The organism is Streptococcus mitis (assembly GCF_000722695.1).
Classification (GTDB): domain Bacteria; phylum Bacillota; class Bacilli; order Lactobacillales; family Streptococcaceae; genus Streptococcus; species Streptococcus mitis_O.
Map to the genome: position 1 here is coordinate 48554 of NZ_JPFU01000008.1, position 16105 is coordinate 64658.

Sequence of the window (16105 nt, forward strand, 5' to 3'; positions counted from 1 at the left end):
ATGAATTTAGTAAAAAAATACACCCCATTAATACTTTTTATAGGGCTGGTTACTCTTGTAATTCTGAATGCATCAAGCTTTATATCAGGGGCAGTATCTCTCTTTGATGTAATATCAACCTTGATTTATGGTGCTGTTATTGCTTTTGTGCTTAATGTTCCTATGAAAAAAATTGAACAGTACTTAGTTAAATTGAAGGTAAAGGCAGAGTTGCGTCGTCCGATTGCCATGGTACTTGTTTTCCTAGCTCTTATCTTAATCGTGATTGCTCTTTTGGTTTTGGTGCTGCCAACCCTAGCCCAGACTATTAGTCAGCTGGGAACAGTCCTTTCAACAGTCCTTACTCAACTTGGGAAATTGCTAGGCAGCTCGGAATTTGTAACCAAAGACATGTTGTCAACTATCGTATCAGGCATACAGGGACAATCTAGTTCTATTAGCCAAGCTTTGATAGGTTTTTTATCAGGTCTGACTAGTAATATCGGCAATATTTTTTCAAGTATAATGAATGCCTTTCTGATTATAGTATTTACCTTTTTATTTTTATCCAGTAAGGAACATCTGGCAGCGATGACGAGTCGACTTCTAAAAGTTTTTCTTCCAGAGAAGGTGGTGATAAAGTTGACTTACATTGGACAAGTAGCACTAGAGACTTATGACCAATTTTTGATGAGTCAGCTGATTGAAGCAGTTATCATAGGAGTTATGATAGCGGTTGGTTACAGCGTGTTTGGGATACCCTATGGAGTAATGACAGGTATCTTTGCAGGAGTGCTATCGTTCATTCCTTATGTAGGGCCTATGATTGCTTGTGTTGTGGGAGCGATTTTTATCTTCACAGTGAGTCCTACTCAAGCCTTACTTTCTCTTCTTCTATATCAAGTTATACAGCTGATTGAAGGAAACCTTATTTATCCTAGAGTTGTAGGTCAGTCTATTGGCTTACCAGCCCTTTTCACGCTTGCGGCTGCTAGTATCGGAGGGAATCTTTTCGGACTACTTGGAATGATATTCTTTACCCCCGTATTTGCTGTTATCTATCGACTGGTTAAAGAATTTGTCGTTGCAAAGGAAAATCAGGTAGATTAAGAAAAACTAAATTTAATAAGATATACTGAGAAGAGAGTGAGAGATTCTCTTCTCTTTTATTTTTAAATACTTTTCTACAAAAAGCTATTGGACGTCAAAAAAGTCTTGGTTTCAAGGCTTATTCCTGTTGATTTAGATGCCCCCTGCAGGGCTCGAACCTGCGCCCCATAGATTAAGAGTCTACTGCTCTACCAACTGAGCTAAGGAGGCAACAGAAAAAGCTGAGAATGTAACTTCCCAGCTATTTTAATATGCCCAAAATGGCAACTAGATTATTTACGAAAGGCCTCAATAATGTAGGTGAAGCCAGTAACTAAAAATGAAAAGGCAATGACATAAACGACAAAGACACCTGTAGCCACTGGATTGAACAGAATCACTAGACCTAGTAAAAATACAAGCAAGGCTACCCACATGATATGGTTGCCAATAATAGGGAAAATCAATCCCAGACGATTGCCTTTAAAGAAAACTATAATGGCTTCTACAATTAACCAAATTCCTAAAATAGTTGGAATGACGACCGGCAGGGTCACAAAGCCATAAGCAACGAGGTAAAGAGCTAAGAGAAGACTAACAAACCCTTGGAAAAGATAAACAGGTGAGCGAAGCTCTTTTGGTGCAGAGAAATAGCCTAAAAGAGCTGCTATAGAAGAAACCAGTAAATCAAATGCAATCCACCAGCTGTAAGCAACAAGATTAGCTACTGGGTGTGTAAATAGGAAAAGTCCTAAAAGGACAAAAACAACTCCTGCAAGGAATAGCAGTAAACGATTAGAAAATTTCATTTCAATACCCCCTATATAGTATAGTATAGTTTGATAATAAAAATATTATACACCTTTTTAGAGGAAATATCAATAAACAAAATGGAAAATTTGGAAGTTTCAGTCTGATTTATGAAAAGAAAATCAGTTTTTATTATTTTGAAAATAAAAAGAGAAGATAAAATTTGTCTTCTCTACATGAAAATATTGTATGGAATCAAAGCAAAAGTAACTGGCTTTACACTATTTGTAAAGATGTAATTTGATTCAAAAAGAAAAGATAGATTTAAAATGTGGGACAAATGATGGGGTAAATCAGTTATAGACAAGCAAAAAAAGCCTTGATTTACAAGGCTTTTTCCTGTTGTATTTAGATGCCCCCTACAGGGATCGAACCTGTGACCCACGGATTAAGAGTCCGCTGCTCTGCCAGCTGAGCTAAGGAGGCAAAGAAAAAAGCTGTATTGGTGCCGAAACTTCACGGTTTGTATTGAACCCGCGCAATTAAGCAGGTGGGCAACTCGCTCTAACTGAAGCTGTTTCCGTGTGAGACGGCCTACATGCTGTTAGAAGACTTTTGTTTCCCTAATAATACAAAAAATAGTCGGTCAACACTTAAGTGTGAAGTCGTACACCACAGCGTTTCTATGTTTATATAATACCACTTTTTCAAAAAAAATCAAGAGGAAAGTGCAATTTTTTGAAAAGGATTTCAGATTTTTCGCAAACGGTCGATAGCTTCCTTTCTTTGAGCCAAAGCCCGTTCATATTTACCAGTATCTTCTGCTTGGAAATAGTGATGATTGCGGATTTTTTCTGGCAGATAGTCTTGTTTAATCCAATTTCCAGGATAGTTGTGTGGATAGAGATAGTCTTGGGCATTCCCCAGTTTCTTGCTTCCGCTGTAGTGGCCATCACGCAAGTGTCGCGGAATGGGCAAGTGCCCTGATGTTTTGAGATAGGCAAGCGCCTTATCCATAGCTACATAGGCTGAGTTGGATTTTGGAGAAAGGGCCAAATCAATCACGACATTGGCAATGAGAATGCGGGCTTCTGGGAACCCAATCTTCTGGGCAGCATCCAGAGCAGTCACGGTGTGAATCTGGGCTTCAGGATTGGCTAAGCCGATATCTTCATAGGCGATAACAGTCAAGCGACGAGCGAGACTTGGCAAATCACCAGCATCAATCAATCGGGCAGCATAGTGGAGACTGGCATCCACATCTGAGCCACGGATAGACTTTTGCAGGGCTGAGAGAACATCATAGTGACCATCTCCATCCTTATCCATGGTAATGTAGCTCCTCTGCAGGCTATTTTCCATGATGTCTAGAGTGATATGGCGGATACCCTCATCATTCTCAGAGGTAGAGAGAATAGCCAAGTCCAGCGAGTTAAAGGCAGAACGCAGGTCTCCGTTTGTAGAGGTTGCGATGAAATCCAGCGCATCCTCATCTAGTTCTACTGGGAAATCAAAACCACGCTCAGGATTACTTAGAGCTATCTGAAGGGCCTCTTTGACGTCTTGGTTAGACAGAGGTTCCAACTCAAAAATCTGAACACGGCTACGAATGGCAGGAGTGACAGAAAAGAAAGGATTTTCAGTCGTAGCGCCAATCATGATGACCAGACCACTTTCCAAGAGAGGTAAGAGGAAATCTTGCTTGGTTTTATCTAGTCTATGAATCTCGTCTAGTAATAGGACGAGACCACCAGAAAATTTAGCCTCTTCGGCGATTTCTTGCAGTCGTTTTTTACTATCAACTGTCGCATTGAAAGTTCGAAAGGCATACTTGGTCGTTCCTGCGATGGCAGAGGCAATACTGGTCTTGCCGATTCCCGGAGGACCATAGAGAATCATGGAGGACAGGCGGTTGGCTTCCACCATGCGGCGGATGATTTTTCCAGGTCCGACCAGATGTTCCTGACCGATGACCTGATCGATGGTTTTAGGGCGCATGCGAAGCGCGAGATTGTCTGGCATAGCAGTCCTTTCTAACGTGGATTTGAGTAGAATGACTCATCTAATATATCTTACTATGTCCATTCTAGCCTATTGGTTGTGATATTTCAATGGTTTTGTAATATTCAGGGTGTGAGATAGAATCTTTTTGACTATTTAATTTAATGAGGAGAGGTATCAGCATGAGAGAATTGATTTTCCTTAAAGCTCAAAATAGGATAGTTGAGTCTAAAGAAGTGGAATTACTGATTTGAGAAATAACATTGCTAAATGTTATTGCGTGAACTATAATGAAAAGAGAGGTGATAAGGAATGGAAATAATGGAATTACCAAGTTAGGAAGTTTTCTTGATAAAGTACATAGTAGATATAAATTTAGATAGCAATATTTGAAAAGGGGAAAATGGAACTAGATGAATACTTCAAATTCAAAGCTACTTGAAAATAAGTCATTTATGGAACTTGACGGACTAGTTGGTTTACCAAATGGAGTGAAACCAGCACCTATGAAATACAATCTTGGAAAAATTAACAAATATTTAAACGAAACAGGAAAAGAATTTAAAGAACTGACTGTTCTGGAACTAAAACAATTTGAGAGAGTTAAATAAAGATGGGACTAGATAAAAGATTTGTGGAGAAAGCCTTTACCAGTGGCAAAGATAGAGTTAATAGAGCGATTTTTGTAAAATCTGAAGAGCTTATTGAACTATCTGATGAAGATTTAAGTTATTTTGGGGAAGGTATTTTTTATTGTTTACCTCGTAGCAAATTTGTAGAAAGTCATAAAGATGAGATTAGAGAGAAATACAATCTATCTAACGAATTACCAAAGATAAATGGTATCTATTTAGGGACTTTTTTAAAAATGAGGGCATGGGATAGAATTAGAAAAACAAAACCAAGCTTAAAAGAAATTATAAACATGGTTGAAAAGTGAAATAGTGGATATCTATTCGAAGGAGTTTTTACTCCATTTGATCTTGGTTAATAATTTCAATTTCCTTGATTTCATTTTCAAAGAGTTTAGTCCACCTGGTTCCAGAATTAACGGATAACCCATCAAATTCTTCATCGTGGACATCTTTGTCTTCGTAAAGAGCTACACCTTCAAATATTCGGCCATCAATATCGGTGATTCTGACAACCTTGTTATTAAATTCTATAAGTTCCATCAGTCTCTCCTTTCGTGCTATTATAGTCTGTTATATTATTGGAATTCCTTTAACATAAGCTTCTTTGGCTTCTGCAAGTGTCATTTCATTAGGACCGCCATCGATATTAAATGCTCCCGTATTTTGCCAATGACAAACATCGCAAATATCATACACTGCTGTAACAGTACCACATACTGGACAATGGACATATTCGCTACCGTTAATAATGATTAAATTCTCTTTTCCAGTCTTATTCATTTAAGGTTACTCCCAACACTATACAAATATATTAGCTATTTCTATACACTACTTTTTCAATATCATTGATTGTAATTGTTATGGTATCCCAGTCTTTCGGGGAATCTCCTATGTCGGCAATAAAAGTATCTTCACTTAACTTTTCGACAATTGTCGCCGTTTGACCGTTTTTTAACAACACTGTATCAAATTCTCTAATTTTTACGATTTTTCTCCTTGCGTAAGCTTCTTTAGCTTCGGCGAGAGTAATCCTGTTAGGGCCGCCGTCAATATTTATAATACCCGTATTTTGCCAACGACAAACGTCACAGATATCATAGTCTATTACGTCATTCCCACAAACAGGACAATGTAGCCAGGTCTCCCCATTAATTACCCAAGTCTTTTGTGATTCATTTATGTCGTTTTTCCTTTTATAAGCCATTTTCGCTTCTGCAAGCGTCATTTTATTAGGACCGCCATCGATATTAAATGCTCCCGTATTTTGCCAATGACAAACATCGCAAATATCGTAAGTTTCTACTAAAGTTCCACATACAGGGCAATGCACATGCTCCCAACCATCAATGAAAATTAAATTCTCTTTTTTAGTTTTATTCATGATAAGTAACTCCTGTTATTTTGTAATACCGTCTTGAGTTAACTCTATTGATGCGATTTCAGATTCATTAAATCCAATATATGGATATTTATCTGTTCTTATTGTAATTTCATCATAGAGTTCATCTTCCGTATCAAGTTTCCCTGTAAAGCTATTACAATGACCCTCTAAAATTTGCCCGTCAACAAAAACAACTCTAATTTCTTTTCCTAAATATTGTTCTAAATTCATTACTGATTTCCTTTCCAATATTATACTTCAAATCAAGTGATATTGCTAATGAATAAAGTATGGTAAATGATAAAACAGTTTATTTGACAGTGCTAGTTTTCGTCTGCCGAACGTATTGATTTACTAGTTTTTGGTAGTCGTTTAGAAAATTTTTAATATAATTTTGGGTGATAATCATTTTTTAATGAAGAGAGGAGAAGTAATGTTAAGATTCAATCGCGCCACTTCTAGTGGGTCGATAGAAGCAGGAACTCTGATAGTTCTGCCTATCCGTTTATATAAGGCTTCCCTTAGAACCACATCTAGGGGCTTTTATGTATAAGAGAATAATAAGTATTACTTCTTTACAATACGTGTAACACGTGTTATAATGGTGCTGTCAGGAGGTAAAAGCGCTATGCCTATGACACAAAAAGAGATGGTCAAACTCCTTACGGCTCATGGTTGGATAAAGACCAAAGGCGGTAAAGGTTCCCATATTAAAATGGAGAAGCAAGGGGAAAGACCTATCACAATCCCTCATGGTGAGCTGAATAAGTACACTGAAAGAGGGATAAGAAAGCAAGCTGGGTTGTAAAATTCAGCCCCTGCTTTTTGATATGGAGGTAGTGAAATGTTAGTGACATATCCAGCTTTGTTTTATTATGATGATACAGATGGGGTAAAAGCGACTTATTTTGTCCATTTCCCAGATTTTGAATACTCAGCTACACAAGGCGAGGGGATTTCTGAGGCTTTGGCTATGGGTTCGGAGTGGTTAGGAATTACTGTCGCAGATTTAATAGAGAGTGATGGAGAATTACCTCAGCCATCAGATATCAATAGCTTGTCTTTAATTGATAATGATCCTTTTAAAGATGATGAAGATTTCGTGTCAACCTATGACCTTGATAAATCTTTTATTTCTATGGTATCTGTTGATGTATCAGAATACCTAGGAAGTCAGGAACCAATTAAAAAGACCTTGACCATACCAAGATGGGCAGATAAGTTGGGACGAGAAATGGGACTTAACTTTTCTCAGACTTTGACAGACGCTATTGCAGATAAGAAAATTCAAGCATAAGATTAAGTGTGACATCGTGGGAATAGTCAATAAAAAAAGCACTCCTAATTGTGCTGGTTACTTGTCTATTGATTCTATAGATTTTCTAGCCCTTTCGAGGGCTTTTTATGTTGACTTTTAGGAGAAATGAAGAAATCAGACTGTTAAGAAAATCACTAATACCAAGGGTTTAAATGAGGCGATATGGTATAATTAGGACATAAAATAATTTTGTGGTAAGATGGTAGTATCTATTTTAGCATATTTCCGAGCAATCGGGGCGATTAAAGAGTCGCATAGAAAGAGGACAAAATGGCAACATACGGATTTTTAGATGTTTTAGAGGAAGAGTTGGAGAAGAATTTTCCCTTTGACTTTGAGATTAGTTGGGACAAGCGCAACCACGCGGTTGAAGTGAGTTTTTTGTTAGAAGCGCAAAACTCTGCAGGCGTGGAGATGGTGGATGAAGATGGAGAGGTTTCATCAGAAGATATCCTCTTTGAAGAAGCAGTGCTTTTTTACAATCCTGCCAAGTCAACAGTCAATGAGGAAGACTATTTGACGGTTATCCCTTACCTGCCTAAAAAAGGTTTTTCTCGTGAATTTTTAGCTTATTTTGCGCTATTCCTTAAAGATACTGCCGAGGTTGGGCTGGATGCCCTCATGGACTTTTTGGAAGACCCAGAAGCAGAAGAATTTGTCATGGAATGGAACCAAGAAGTCTTTGAAGAAGGAAAAGTTGGATTGGAAGAGGGAGAGTTTTATCCTTATCCAAGATACTAGGATTTGGTTGGAGGTGTTATGAAGAAAATTGGGATTTATTTGGTTTATGTGCTAGCTGTTATCTTTATTATGCTGGCTTTTGCTTGTGCAACAATCGCATTTGCAGAGTTGGGGTATTCCGCAGTTTTAGCCTTTACTTTTGGTTATACCTTCGCTCTTCTAAGCATGTATGTAATCTTTATTCTTCATGAGTTGGGTCATGCTTTTTGTGGCTACTTGACAGGCTATCGGCTGGTGGCTTTTGGATTAGGACATTTTCTTTTGACAAAAAAGTCAGGCAGGTTTCATCTTAGTCGAACAGCCATTCTGAAAAATGTTGGTGCTCAGTACATCGGATTGAAAGAAGATGAAAGCGATCAAAGAATCATCTTGATGCTTTCAGGAGGTTTGCTGGTTCATCTTAGCTTGATATTATTGGCGATATTGTTTGGATTTTTGACAAGAAGCTGGTATTTTGCTGGTACTTTGATTTTTCTTAATTTGTCTTTCTTCCTAAACAACGCTTTGCCAGTCGACATTACCGATGGAGCGAAAATCTGGGAATTGTTACAACACCCTGAAAATACCAAATACGCTTACTTGGTGTTGAGGCATTCTGCTCAAACTTTGCTGGCTCCTCAAGAATATGATTTGAAAGACTTTACCATGCCTGTTCCTGAGGATGCAAGTGGGAGCCTTGCAGAAAGTGTTCAGACTCTTGAGGGAGTGGTTCTCATATTGGATGGTCAGTTAGAGGCAGCTAAAAAGCTATTTCAATCTTTACTAGAGAGAACAGAACACTCGCTATCTGAAACTTCTTGCCAGCTATGCCTTCTTCAAATCGCCTTGCTAGAAGATGATAATGAGAAAGCAGAGAAATATGCAAGTAATCGCGGACTCAAGTCCTTCTTATCTCTAAAAATGACAGATGTGCAGGTGATTCAAGCTTGGTATCAATTTAAGGTCAAGAAAGATGTAGATCAAACTCGCAAGGCTATGAAGATTGCTAGACAGAAAATGAATAGCAGCCGAATGCTACGGGACGAGAAACGCTATTATGAAAACTGGTTAGCAGAGCTGGAAAAGGCATTAGCCGAAGGAGTCTAATATGGGAATAGAAATTTCTGATTTCACAGGTTGCAAGATTGCTTTGTTTTGTGGGGATAAACTCTTGACTATCTTACGCGATGATAAGGCAAACATTCCCTGGCCCAATATGTGGGAACTTCCCGGTGGTGGACGTGAAGGCGATGAAAAACCTTTTGAGTGCGCGGCGCGTGAAGTTTATGAAGAACTGGGAATTCATTTAAATGAAGATTGTTTGCTTTGGGGCAAAATTTATCCTAGCGTAATCTTTGAAGGCAAGCAATCGGTCTTTATGGTTGGTCAGCTAAGACAAGAACAATTTGACAATATTACCTTTGGAGATGAAGGACAGGCCTATAAACTGATGCCTATTGAGGAGTTTTTGAAGTCTAAACAGGCAGTGCCTCAGCTACAGGGGAGATTGAGGGATTATTTGGAGGAAAGGTTATGATAAGACTTGAACGAGCAGGAGCAGAGGATTTGGAGACCATCATTGCGATTCAAAGAGCTAGCTTTAAGGCTGTTTATGACAAATATCAAGATGAATACGATCCTTATCTGGAGGACAGTGAACGAATCAAGTGGAAACTAGTCGAGCGTCCCAATAGCTATTACTACTTTGTGAAAGAAAACGAAGATAAAATCGGATTTTTACGAGTTCAGACCAATGCCGAGTTAACGAAAGCTTGGTTGGGAACGGCAGCGATTTTGTCTCAGTATCAAGGAAAAGGTTATGGATCTAAAGGTTTAAGCTTACTGGAAAAAGAATTTCCAACCATCACACAATGGGATTTGTGTACAGTATTACAGGATGAAGGTATGGTTGCTTTCTATGAGAAGAACGACTACCATCAAACCCATATTGAACCTGAAAAAGAAGGCATGGATATGGTATACATGAAAAAATGCATAGAGAAATAGAAAGGATGGTTCGGTTACATTTCTAAACTGAACCCGCCCTAAACACTGTGCCAAAAAGATAAACTTTTCTTAGACACAAGTGTCTTCAGAGAAGTTTCTATTTTGGCTTTGTGTTTTACGGGCTTGGTATCTTAAATATGGAAACATGGCAAGAGTTAAAAGTTACAGTCAAGCGTGAGGGGGAGGAGTTAGTTTCCAATCTCTTGATTGAGCTGGGAGCGCAAGGTGTTGCAATCGAAGACAGTATGGACTATGTGGGAAATGTGGACCGCTTCGGCGAGATTTTCCCAGAGGTTGAGCAGCAAGAAGAAATCGTAGTGACAGCCTACTACCCTGAAACGGTTGATGTAGCAGTGGTTGAGGCGGACTTGCAGACTCGCTTAGCAGAATTGACAGATTTTATGGATTTGGGGGAGGTCAAGATGGGGACAACTGCCTTGGCTGAGGAAGACTGGGCAGACAACTGGAAGAAATACTATGAGCCAGCTCGTATCACTCATGATTTGACTATCGTGCCGTCTTGGACAGACTATGAGGCGACTGCGGGAGAAAAAATTATCAAGCTGGATCCAGGTATGGCTTTTGGGACTGGAACACATCCAACAACCAAGATGAGTCTCTTTGCCTTGGAGCAGGTTCTTCGTGGTGGGGAAACGGTGCTAGATGTGGGGACTGGATCAGGGGTTCTTTCCATTGCTAGCTCGCTGCTTGGTGCCAAAGAAATTTTTGCCTACGACCTAGATGATGTGGCAGTTCGAGTTGCTCAGGAAAATATTGAACTCAACCCTGGCATGGAAAACATCCATGTAGCAGCAGGAGATTTGCTTAAGGGTGTAGATATTGAGGCAGATGTCATCGTGGCTAATATCTTGGCGGATATCCTCATCCATCTGACAGAGGATGCTTATCGCTTGGTCAAGGATGAAGGCTACCTCATCATGAGTGGCATTATCAAGGACAAGTGGGACATGGTGCGCCAGTCGGCTGAGTCAGCTGGATTTTTCCTTGAAACCCACATGATTCAAGGGGAATGGAATGCCTGTGTCTTTAAGAAAACCAAGGATATTTCAGGTGTGATTGGAGGCTAGCATGCAGCAGTATTTTGTCAAAGGCAGTGCAATCTCTCCTGTCACCATCGAGGACAAGGAAACCAGCAAGCATATGTTTCAGGTTATGCGCCTGAAAGAAGATGATGAGGTTACTTTGGTCTTTGATGATGGCATTAAGCGCTTGGCGCGTGTGCTGGATGTGGAAAATCGTCAGTTTGAATTGATTCAAGAATTAACTGACAATGTGGAACTGCCAGTCCAAATGACCATCGCATCAGGCTTTCCCAAGGGAGACAAGCTGGAGTTTATCACTCAAAAAGTAACCGAGCTCGGAGCCAGCCAAATCTGGGCCTTTCCTGCCGACTGGTCGGTTGCCAAGTGGGATGGAAAGAAATTGGGTAAAAAGGTTGAAAAACTAGAAAAAATTGCCCTTGGAGCAGCAGAACAAAGCAAGCGTAATGTTGTTCCAAGTATCAAGCTTTTCGAGAAAAAATCAGACTTTCTAGCTCAATTGGACCAATTTGACCGCGTCGTAGTGGCTTATGAAGAGTCGGCCAAAGAAGGAGAAAGCGCTGTGCTTTTACAAGCGGTCTCTGGTCTTGAAAAGGGAGCCAAATTGCTCTTTATCTTTGGTCCGGAAGGTGGCCTTTCACCAGCAGAAATCGAAAGTTTTGAATCTAAAGGAGCCGTCTTGGCAGGACTTGGCCCTCGTATCCTACGAGCAGAAACAGCACCACTTTACGCTTTATCAGCCCTTAGTGTTTTATTAGAATTAGAGAAATAAGAGGAAGAAAATGGAACAAAAACACCGTTCAGAATTTCCTGAAAAGGAACTTTGGGATTTAACAGCCCTATACCAAGACCGTGAGGATTTCTTACGTGCGATCGAGAAGACTCGCGAAGACATCAATCAGTTTAGCCGTGATTACAAGGGCAATCTTCACACTTTTGAGGATTTCGAGAAGGCCTTTGCGGAATTGGAACAAATCTACATTCAGATGAGCCATATTGGAAACTATGGTTTTATGCCGCAGACGACAGACTATAGCAATGACGAATTTGCTAATATCGCCCAAGCTGGGATGGAATTTGAAACAGATGCCAGTGTAGCCTTGACCTTTTTTGACGACGCCCTGGTGGCAGCAGATGAGGAAGTTTTGGACCGTTTGGGGGCATTGCCTCACTTGACGGCAGCTATTCGTCAGGCAAAAATCAAAAAAGCCCACTATCTAGGGGCTGATGTGGAGAAGGTCTTGACCAATCTCGGTGAAGTTTTCTACAGTCCGCAGGATATTTACACTAAGATGCGAGCTGGGGATTTCGAAATGGCTGACTTTGAAGCCCATGGCAAGACCTACAAAAACAGCTTTGTGACCTATGAAAATTTCTACCAAAACCATGAGGATGCTGAGGTTCGTGAGAAATCCTTCCGTTCCTTCTCAGAAGGTCTTCGTAAGCACCAAAATACGGCTGCCGCAGCTTATTTAGCCCAAGTCAAGTCTGAAAAACTATTGGCAGATATGAAGGGCTACGAATCAGTTTTTGATTATCTTCTAGCTGAACAAGAAGTAGATCGTGCTATGTTTGATCGTCAGATTGACCTTATCATGAAGGATTTTGCGCCCGTTGCTCAGAGATACCTCAAGCATGTTGCCAAGGTGAATGGTCTTGAAAAGATGACCTTTGCAGACTGGAAATTGGACTTGGACAGCGCCCTCAATCCTCAAGTGACTATTGACGACGCCTATGATTTGGTCATGAAGTCCGTAGAACCTTTGGGACAAGAATATTGTCAGGAAGTTGCTCGCTATCAAGAAGAGCGCTGGGTGGACTTCGCTGCCAATAGTGGCAAGGATTCTGGTGGTTATGCGGCGGACCCATATCGTGTGCATCCTTATGTTCTCATGAGCTGGACAGGCCGTTTGAGCGATGTTTATACCTTGATTCATGAAATCGGGCATTCTGGTCAATTCATCTTTTCAGACAATCATCAGAGTTACTTCAATGCCCACATGTCGACCTACTATGTTGAAGCACCGTCAACCTTCAATGAATTGCTTCTCAGTGATTACTTGGAGCACCAATCTGACGACCCACGACAAAAACGCTTCGCTCTGGCTCACCGCTTGACAGACACCTACTTCCATAACTTTATCACTCACCTTTTGGAAGCAGCCTTCCAGCGTAAAGTGTATACATTGATTGAAGAAGGAGAAACTTTCGGAGCAAGCAAACTCAACAGCATTATGAAGGAAGTTTTGACCGATTTCTGGGGAGATGCCATTGAAATCGATGATGATGCAGCTTTGACTTGGATGCGTCAAGCTCACTATTACATGGGCTTGTATAGCTACACTTACTCTGCTGGACTAGTCATCTCGACTGCAGGTTACCTCCATCTGAAACATTCAGAAACTGGAGCTGAAGACTGGCTCAATCTCCTCAAATCAGGTGGTAGCAAGACACCACTTGAGTCAGCCATGATTATCGGTGCGGATATTTCAACAGATAAACCACTCCGTGATACCATCCAGTTCTTATCGGATACAGTTGATCAGATCATCGCCTACAGCGCCCAGTTGGGAGAGTAAATTAAAAGAGTCTGGGACAAAAGTCTAACCTTAAATATAAAAAGCGAACAAAACGAGTTATCTGACACTCAGAATTCTGTCTTGTTCGCTTTTTTTCTAATCTATCGATTTTAAAAATTTATAATATAGAATTCTAAAATCAAAATTTTTTGTCTTGGCTTCTTAAATTATCCCCAAAAGCTATCTTCTTCAGCTTGATCTGAAGAGAAGAGCCAAACTTCTTTGATTTTTCCGTCTTCAATACGGAAGAGGTCAATCCCATTCATATTGAGTTCAGTACCATCAGCACGTGTTCCAAGAAAAGTAACATTGGCTGCGATTAAATCCTTATTGTCAGAAACCCAATTTGTTATCACCTTAAAGGTTCCATTAGTTTTCTCAGCAAATGTAGCTAGGTGAGGTCCTAGCTGGTCCTTACCAACAACTGTACCAGATATACTATGAGTACCAGGTTGATGCCAGACAATATCGTCTGCCATCGTTTCAAAGACACCAGGAAAGTCACCAGCAATTAAAGCTTGGTTATAAGCATTGAAAATTTCTAAGTTTGTTGACATATCTATTCTCCATTTCTTTTTTATGATATAATTGTAACAGTTACAAACAAAAAAACAAGTAGACACTTTTTTGATAGCTAGTATCAAAAGTAGTACTTTTATTGATACTAAAAGATAATTTTTTTAAAAAAAATAGAAAGAAGATATTTTATGACAAATAAAGTGAGTGAGTATGGTATTTGTCCATTTGCGACAACGCAGAGGGTTTTAACGGGGAAATGGGCACTGGTAATCATTTATCAGTTGAGTACGGGTACCAAACGATTTAAAGAATTGCAGAGATTATTGCCTGGGATTACTCAAACTATTTTGACCCGTCATCTCCGTCAATTAGAAAAGGATAAGATTGTTCAACGAAAGGTCTATGCCGAAGTTCCACCACGAGTTGAGTACAGCTTAACCGAAATGGGGCAGGAATTCAGAGTTGTTTTAGATGCTGTCGAGAAATGGGGTCTAGATTATATCAAGTTGCTAAATGCTAGTGAGATAAGCAACTGATAAGTTCTATAGAGGAAATGTATTTTCTGTTTAATTCCTTAATTAAAAGATAGTGAGGCAAACCAGTATTTTTCCAATCAATTTTCTTGAAACCCTTTCCCTCTTTTGATAGACTAGTATCTAGTTTTTGAAAAAAGGAGAAAGAAAATGAAAAAATTTGTTGCTGAGTTAATCGGTACTTTCATGCTTGTGTTCGTTGGGACAGGAGCTGTTGTTTTTGGAAATGGTCTTGATGGCCTTGGACACCTTGGAATCGCCTTTGCCTTTGGTTTAGCAATCGTGGTTGCTGCTTACTCAATCGGAACTATTTCAGGTGCTCACTTGAACCCAGCGGTTTCGATTGCTATGTTTGTAAACAAACGTTTGTCATCAAAAGACCTTGTCAATTACATCCTTGGACAAGTTGTTGGAGCTTTCCTTGCGTCAGCTGCGGTATTCTTCCTCTTGGCTAATTCAGGTATGTCAACTGCTAGTCTTGGTGAAAATGCCTTGGCAAACGGTGTCACTGTCTTTGGTGGTTTCTTGTTTGAGGTTATCGCAACTTTCTTGTTTGTTTTGGTTATCATGACTGTGACTTCAGCAAGCAAGGGCAATGGCGCGATTGCTGGTTTGGTAATCGGTTTGTCCTTGATGGCGATGATTCTTGTGGGATTGAACATTACTGGACTTTCAGTAAACCCAGCTCGTAGCTTGGCACCAGCTGTCTTGGTAGGTGGCGCAGCCCTTCAACAAGTATGGATTTTCATCCTTGCCCCAATCGCTGGTGGAGTTCTTGCAGCCCTCGTTGCTAAAAACTTCCTTGGAACAGAAGAATAATTGAAACTCAAAAAGCCTTGCTCCTCATCTTGAGGAACAGGGCTTTTTCGTATTATACTCTTCGAAAATCTCTTCAAACCATGTCAGCCTCCATCTGCAACCTCAAAACAGTATTTTGAGCTGACTTCGTCAGTTCTATCCACAACCTCAAAGCAGTGTTTTGAGCAACTTGCGGCTAATTTCCTAGTTTGCTCTTTGATTTTCATTGAGTATGAGTTTAACGGTTGTCAATTTTCTCTGGATAAAGGTCGTGTTGGAAGAGGCGTTGTTCTGCCAAGCCTTCATACTTAGTTCCAGGCTTACCGTAGTTGTAGTAGGGGTCAATTGAGATGCCACCGCGAGGTGTAAATTTTCCCCAAACCTCTAAATAGCGAGGGTTTAGCAAGTTAACCAAGTCTTTCCCGATGGTGTTGATACAGTTTTCGTGGAAATCTCCATGATTTCGGTAACTAAAGAGGTAGAGTTTGAGGGATTTTGACTCGACACAGAACTTGTCAGGAATGTAGGAAATATAAATCGTCGCAAAGTCTGGCTGAGCGGTAATAGGGCAAAGCGAGGTAAATTCAGGACAGTTAAATTTGATGAAATAGTCATTTTCCACATGACGATTGTCAAAGGATTCGAGGACTTCTGGTTGATAGTCAAAAATGTAGTTGGTTTCTTTGTTGCCTAGTAGGCTTAGGTTTTTCATTTCTTCTTGTTGTGACATGATTT

21 protein-coding genes, 2 tRNA genes and 2 pseudogenes are annotated in these 16105 nt (G+C 40.0%); 14 read left to right on the top strand and 11 right to left on the bottom strand.

Features of this window, described 5'->3' with window-relative positions:
* Nucleotides 1–1089, top strand: a complete 1089-nt coding sequence (locus SK629_RS02745; protein WP_042900470.1) for an AI-2E family transporter — start codon at nucleotides 1–3, stop codon at nucleotides 1087–1089.
* 137 nt (nucleotides 1090–1226) lie between these two features.
* Here the strand turns inward: SK629_RS02745 and SK629_RS02750 are convergent.
* The 4 genes from SK629_RS02750 to SK629_RS02765 all read right to left on the bottom strand — a co-directional run bounded on the left by SK629_RS02750 (nucleotide 1227) and on the right by SK629_RS02765 (nucleotide 3840).
* A tRNA-Lys gene (locus tag SK629_RS02750) sits at nucleotides 1227–1299 on the bottom strand.
* Between the two features lie 62 nt (nucleotides 1300–1361).
* Entirely contained in the window at nucleotides 1362–1877 is a 516-nt protein-coding gene (locus SK629_RS02755; protein WP_000672738.1) for a DUF308 domain-containing protein, read from the bottom strand.
* A gap of 354 nt (nucleotides 1878–2231) precedes the next feature.
* Nucleotides 2232–2304 (bottom strand) — tRNA-Lys (locus tag SK629_RS02760).
* A 264-nt stretch (nucleotides 2305–2568) separates the two neighbouring features.
* The gene (locus SK629_RS02765) at nucleotides 2569–3840 is read right to left on the bottom strand and encodes a replication-associated recombination protein A (protein WP_042900471.1); all 1272 of its coding nucleotides are present in this window, start codon (nucleotides 3838–3840) and stop codon (nucleotides 2569–2571) included.
* A 392-nt stretch (nucleotides 3841–4232) separates the two neighbouring features.
* Between SK629_RS02765 and SK629_RS02770 the strand changes: the two genes are divergently transcribed.
* Together SK629_RS02770 and SK629_RS02775 are read left to right on the top strand one after the other, a co-directional pair.
* Nucleotides 4233–4430 (top strand): hypothetical protein, encoded by a 198-nt coding sequence (locus tag SK629_RS02770; RefSeq protein WP_001098072.1) that lies wholly within the window; start codon nucleotides 4233–4235, stop codon nucleotides 4428–4430.
* A 2-nt stretch (nucleotides 4431–4432) separates the two neighbouring features.
* Entirely contained in the window at nucleotides 4433–4759 is a 327-nt protein-coding gene (locus tag SK629_RS02775) for a hypothetical protein (RefSeq protein ID WP_042900472.1), read from the top strand.
* Nucleotides 4760–4787: 28 nt separating this feature from the next.
* Here SK629_RS02775 and SK629_RS02780 read toward each other — a convergent pair whose 3' ends face one another.
* The 5 genes and pseudogenes from SK629_RS02780 to SK629_RS02805 form a co-directional block, all read right to left on the bottom strand.
* On the bottom strand, nucleotides 4788–4994 hold the full coding sequence (locus SK629_RS02780) for a hypothetical protein (protein WP_042900473.1): 207 nt from the start codon (nucleotides 4992–4994) through the stop codon (nucleotides 4788–4790).
* A 30-nt stretch (nucleotides 4995–5024) separates the two neighbouring features.
* Nucleotides 5025–5234 (bottom strand): CPCC family cysteine-rich protein, encoded by a 210-nt coding sequence (locus SK629_RS02785; protein ID WP_042900474.1) that lies wholly within the window; start codon nucleotides 5232–5234, stop codon nucleotides 5025–5027.
* Nucleotides 5235–5448: 214 nt separating this feature from the next.
* Nucleotides 5449–5658: pseudogene (locus SK629_RS12575) on the bottom strand (CPCC family cysteine-rich protein); the annotation flags it as partial.
* Nucleotides 5644–5835, bottom strand: a pseudogene (locus tag SK629_RS12010) (CPCC family cysteine-rich protein); the annotation flags it as partial. The pseudogenes SK629_RS12575 and SK629_RS12010, both read right to left, overlap by 15 nt.
* Before the next feature lie 15 nt (nucleotides 5836–5850).
* Nucleotides 5851–6066, bottom strand: a complete 216-nt coding sequence (locus SK629_RS02805) for a hypothetical protein (protein WP_042900475.1) — start codon at nucleotides 6064–6066, stop codon at nucleotides 5851–5853.
* Between the two features lie 397 nt (nucleotides 6067–6463).
* On the opposite strand from SK629_RS02805, the gene SK629_RS02810 reads away from it, so the two are divergent.
* From SK629_RS02810 to pepF, 9 genes are all read left to right on the top strand, one after another.
* Nucleotides 6464–6643, top strand: coding sequence for a type II toxin-antitoxin system HicA family toxin (locus tag SK629_RS02810; protein WP_001132279.1), 180 nt, complete (start codon nucleotides 6464–6466; stop codon nucleotides 6641–6643).
* Nucleotides 6644–6679: 36 nt separating this feature from the next.
* Entirely contained in the window at nucleotides 6680–7132 is a 453-nt protein-coding gene (locus SK629_RS02815) for a type II toxin-antitoxin system HicB family antitoxin (RefSeq protein ID WP_042900476.1), read from the top strand.
* A 291-nt stretch (nucleotides 7133–7423) separates the two neighbouring features.
* A complete protein-coding gene (locus tag SK629_RS02820) occupies nucleotides 7424–7894 on the top strand; it encodes a DUF3013 family protein (protein WP_042900477.1) in 471 nt (156 codons plus the stop codon).
* Between the two features lie 18 nt (nucleotides 7895–7912).
* Entirely contained in the window at nucleotides 7913–8980 is a 1068-nt protein-coding gene (locus SK629_RS02825) for a site-2 protease family protein (RefSeq protein ID WP_042900478.1), read from the top strand.
* A gap of 1 nt (nucleotide 8981) precedes the next feature.
* On the top strand, nucleotides 8982–9410 hold the full coding sequence (locus tag SK629_RS02830) for an NUDIX hydrolase (RefSeq protein ID WP_042900479.1): 429 nt from the start codon (nucleotides 8982–8984) through the stop codon (nucleotides 9408–9410).
* Nucleotides 9407–9880 carry a GNAT family N-acetyltransferase gene (locus tag SK629_RS02835; protein WP_042900480.1) on the top strand — a complete coding sequence of 158 codons (474 nt, stop codon included), beginning with the start codon at nucleotides 9407–9409 and terminating at the stop codon, nucleotides 9878–9880. The genes SK629_RS02830 and SK629_RS02835 overlap by 4 nt, the downstream gene beginning before the upstream one ends.
* Before the next feature lie 137 nt (nucleotides 9881–10017).
* The gene (prmA, locus tag SK629_RS02840) at nucleotides 10018–10968 is read left to right on the top strand and encodes a 50S ribosomal protein L11 methyltransferase (RefSeq protein WP_042900481.1); all 951 of its coding nucleotides are present in this window, start codon (nucleotides 10018–10020) and stop codon (nucleotides 10966–10968) included.
* 1 nt (nucleotide 10969) lies between these two features.
* On the top strand, nucleotides 10970–11713 hold the full coding sequence (locus SK629_RS02845; protein WP_042900482.1) for a 16S rRNA (uracil(1498)-N(3))-methyltransferase: 744 nt from the start codon (nucleotides 10970–10972) through the stop codon (nucleotides 11711–11713).
* Nucleotides 11714–11723: 10 nt separating this feature from the next.
* Complete coding sequence (gene pepF, locus SK629_RS02850) at nucleotides 11724–13520, top strand: oligoendopeptidase F (protein ID WP_042900483.1); 1797 nt, start codon at nucleotides 11724–11726, stop codon at nucleotides 13518–13520.
* A gap of 167 nt (nucleotides 13521–13687) precedes the next feature.
* On the opposite strand, the gene SK629_RS02855 is transcribed toward pepF, so the two are convergent.
* On the bottom strand, nucleotides 13688–14077 hold the full coding sequence (locus tag SK629_RS02855) for a nuclear transport factor 2 family protein (RefSeq protein WP_042900484.1): 390 nt from the start codon (nucleotides 14075–14077) through the stop codon (nucleotides 13688–13690).
* Between the two features lie 150 nt (nucleotides 14078–14227).
* Between SK629_RS02855 and SK629_RS02860 the strand changes: the two genes are divergently transcribed.
* Nucleotides 14228–14575: a winged helix-turn-helix transcriptional regulator gene (locus tag SK629_RS02860; RefSeq protein ID WP_042900485.1), complete on the top strand. Its 348-nt coding sequence runs from the start codon at nucleotides 14228–14230 to the stop codon at nucleotides 14573–14575.
* A 147-nt stretch (nucleotides 14576–14722) separates the two neighbouring features.
* Nucleotides 14723–15391, top strand: a complete 669-nt coding sequence (locus SK629_RS02865) for an MIP/aquaporin family protein (protein WP_042900486.1) — start codon at nucleotides 14723–14725, stop codon at nucleotides 15389–15391.
* Between the two features lie 217 nt (nucleotides 15392–15608).
* On the opposite strand, the gene queF is transcribed toward SK629_RS02865, so the two are convergent.
* Nucleotides 15609–16100 carry a preQ(1) synthase gene (gene queF, locus SK629_RS12430; RefSeq protein ID WP_042900487.1) on the bottom strand — a complete coding sequence of 164 codons (492 nt, stop codon included), beginning with the start codon at nucleotides 16098–16100 and terminating at the stop codon, nucleotides 15609–15611.
* Between the last annotated feature and the right edge of the window lie 5 nt (nucleotides 16101–16105).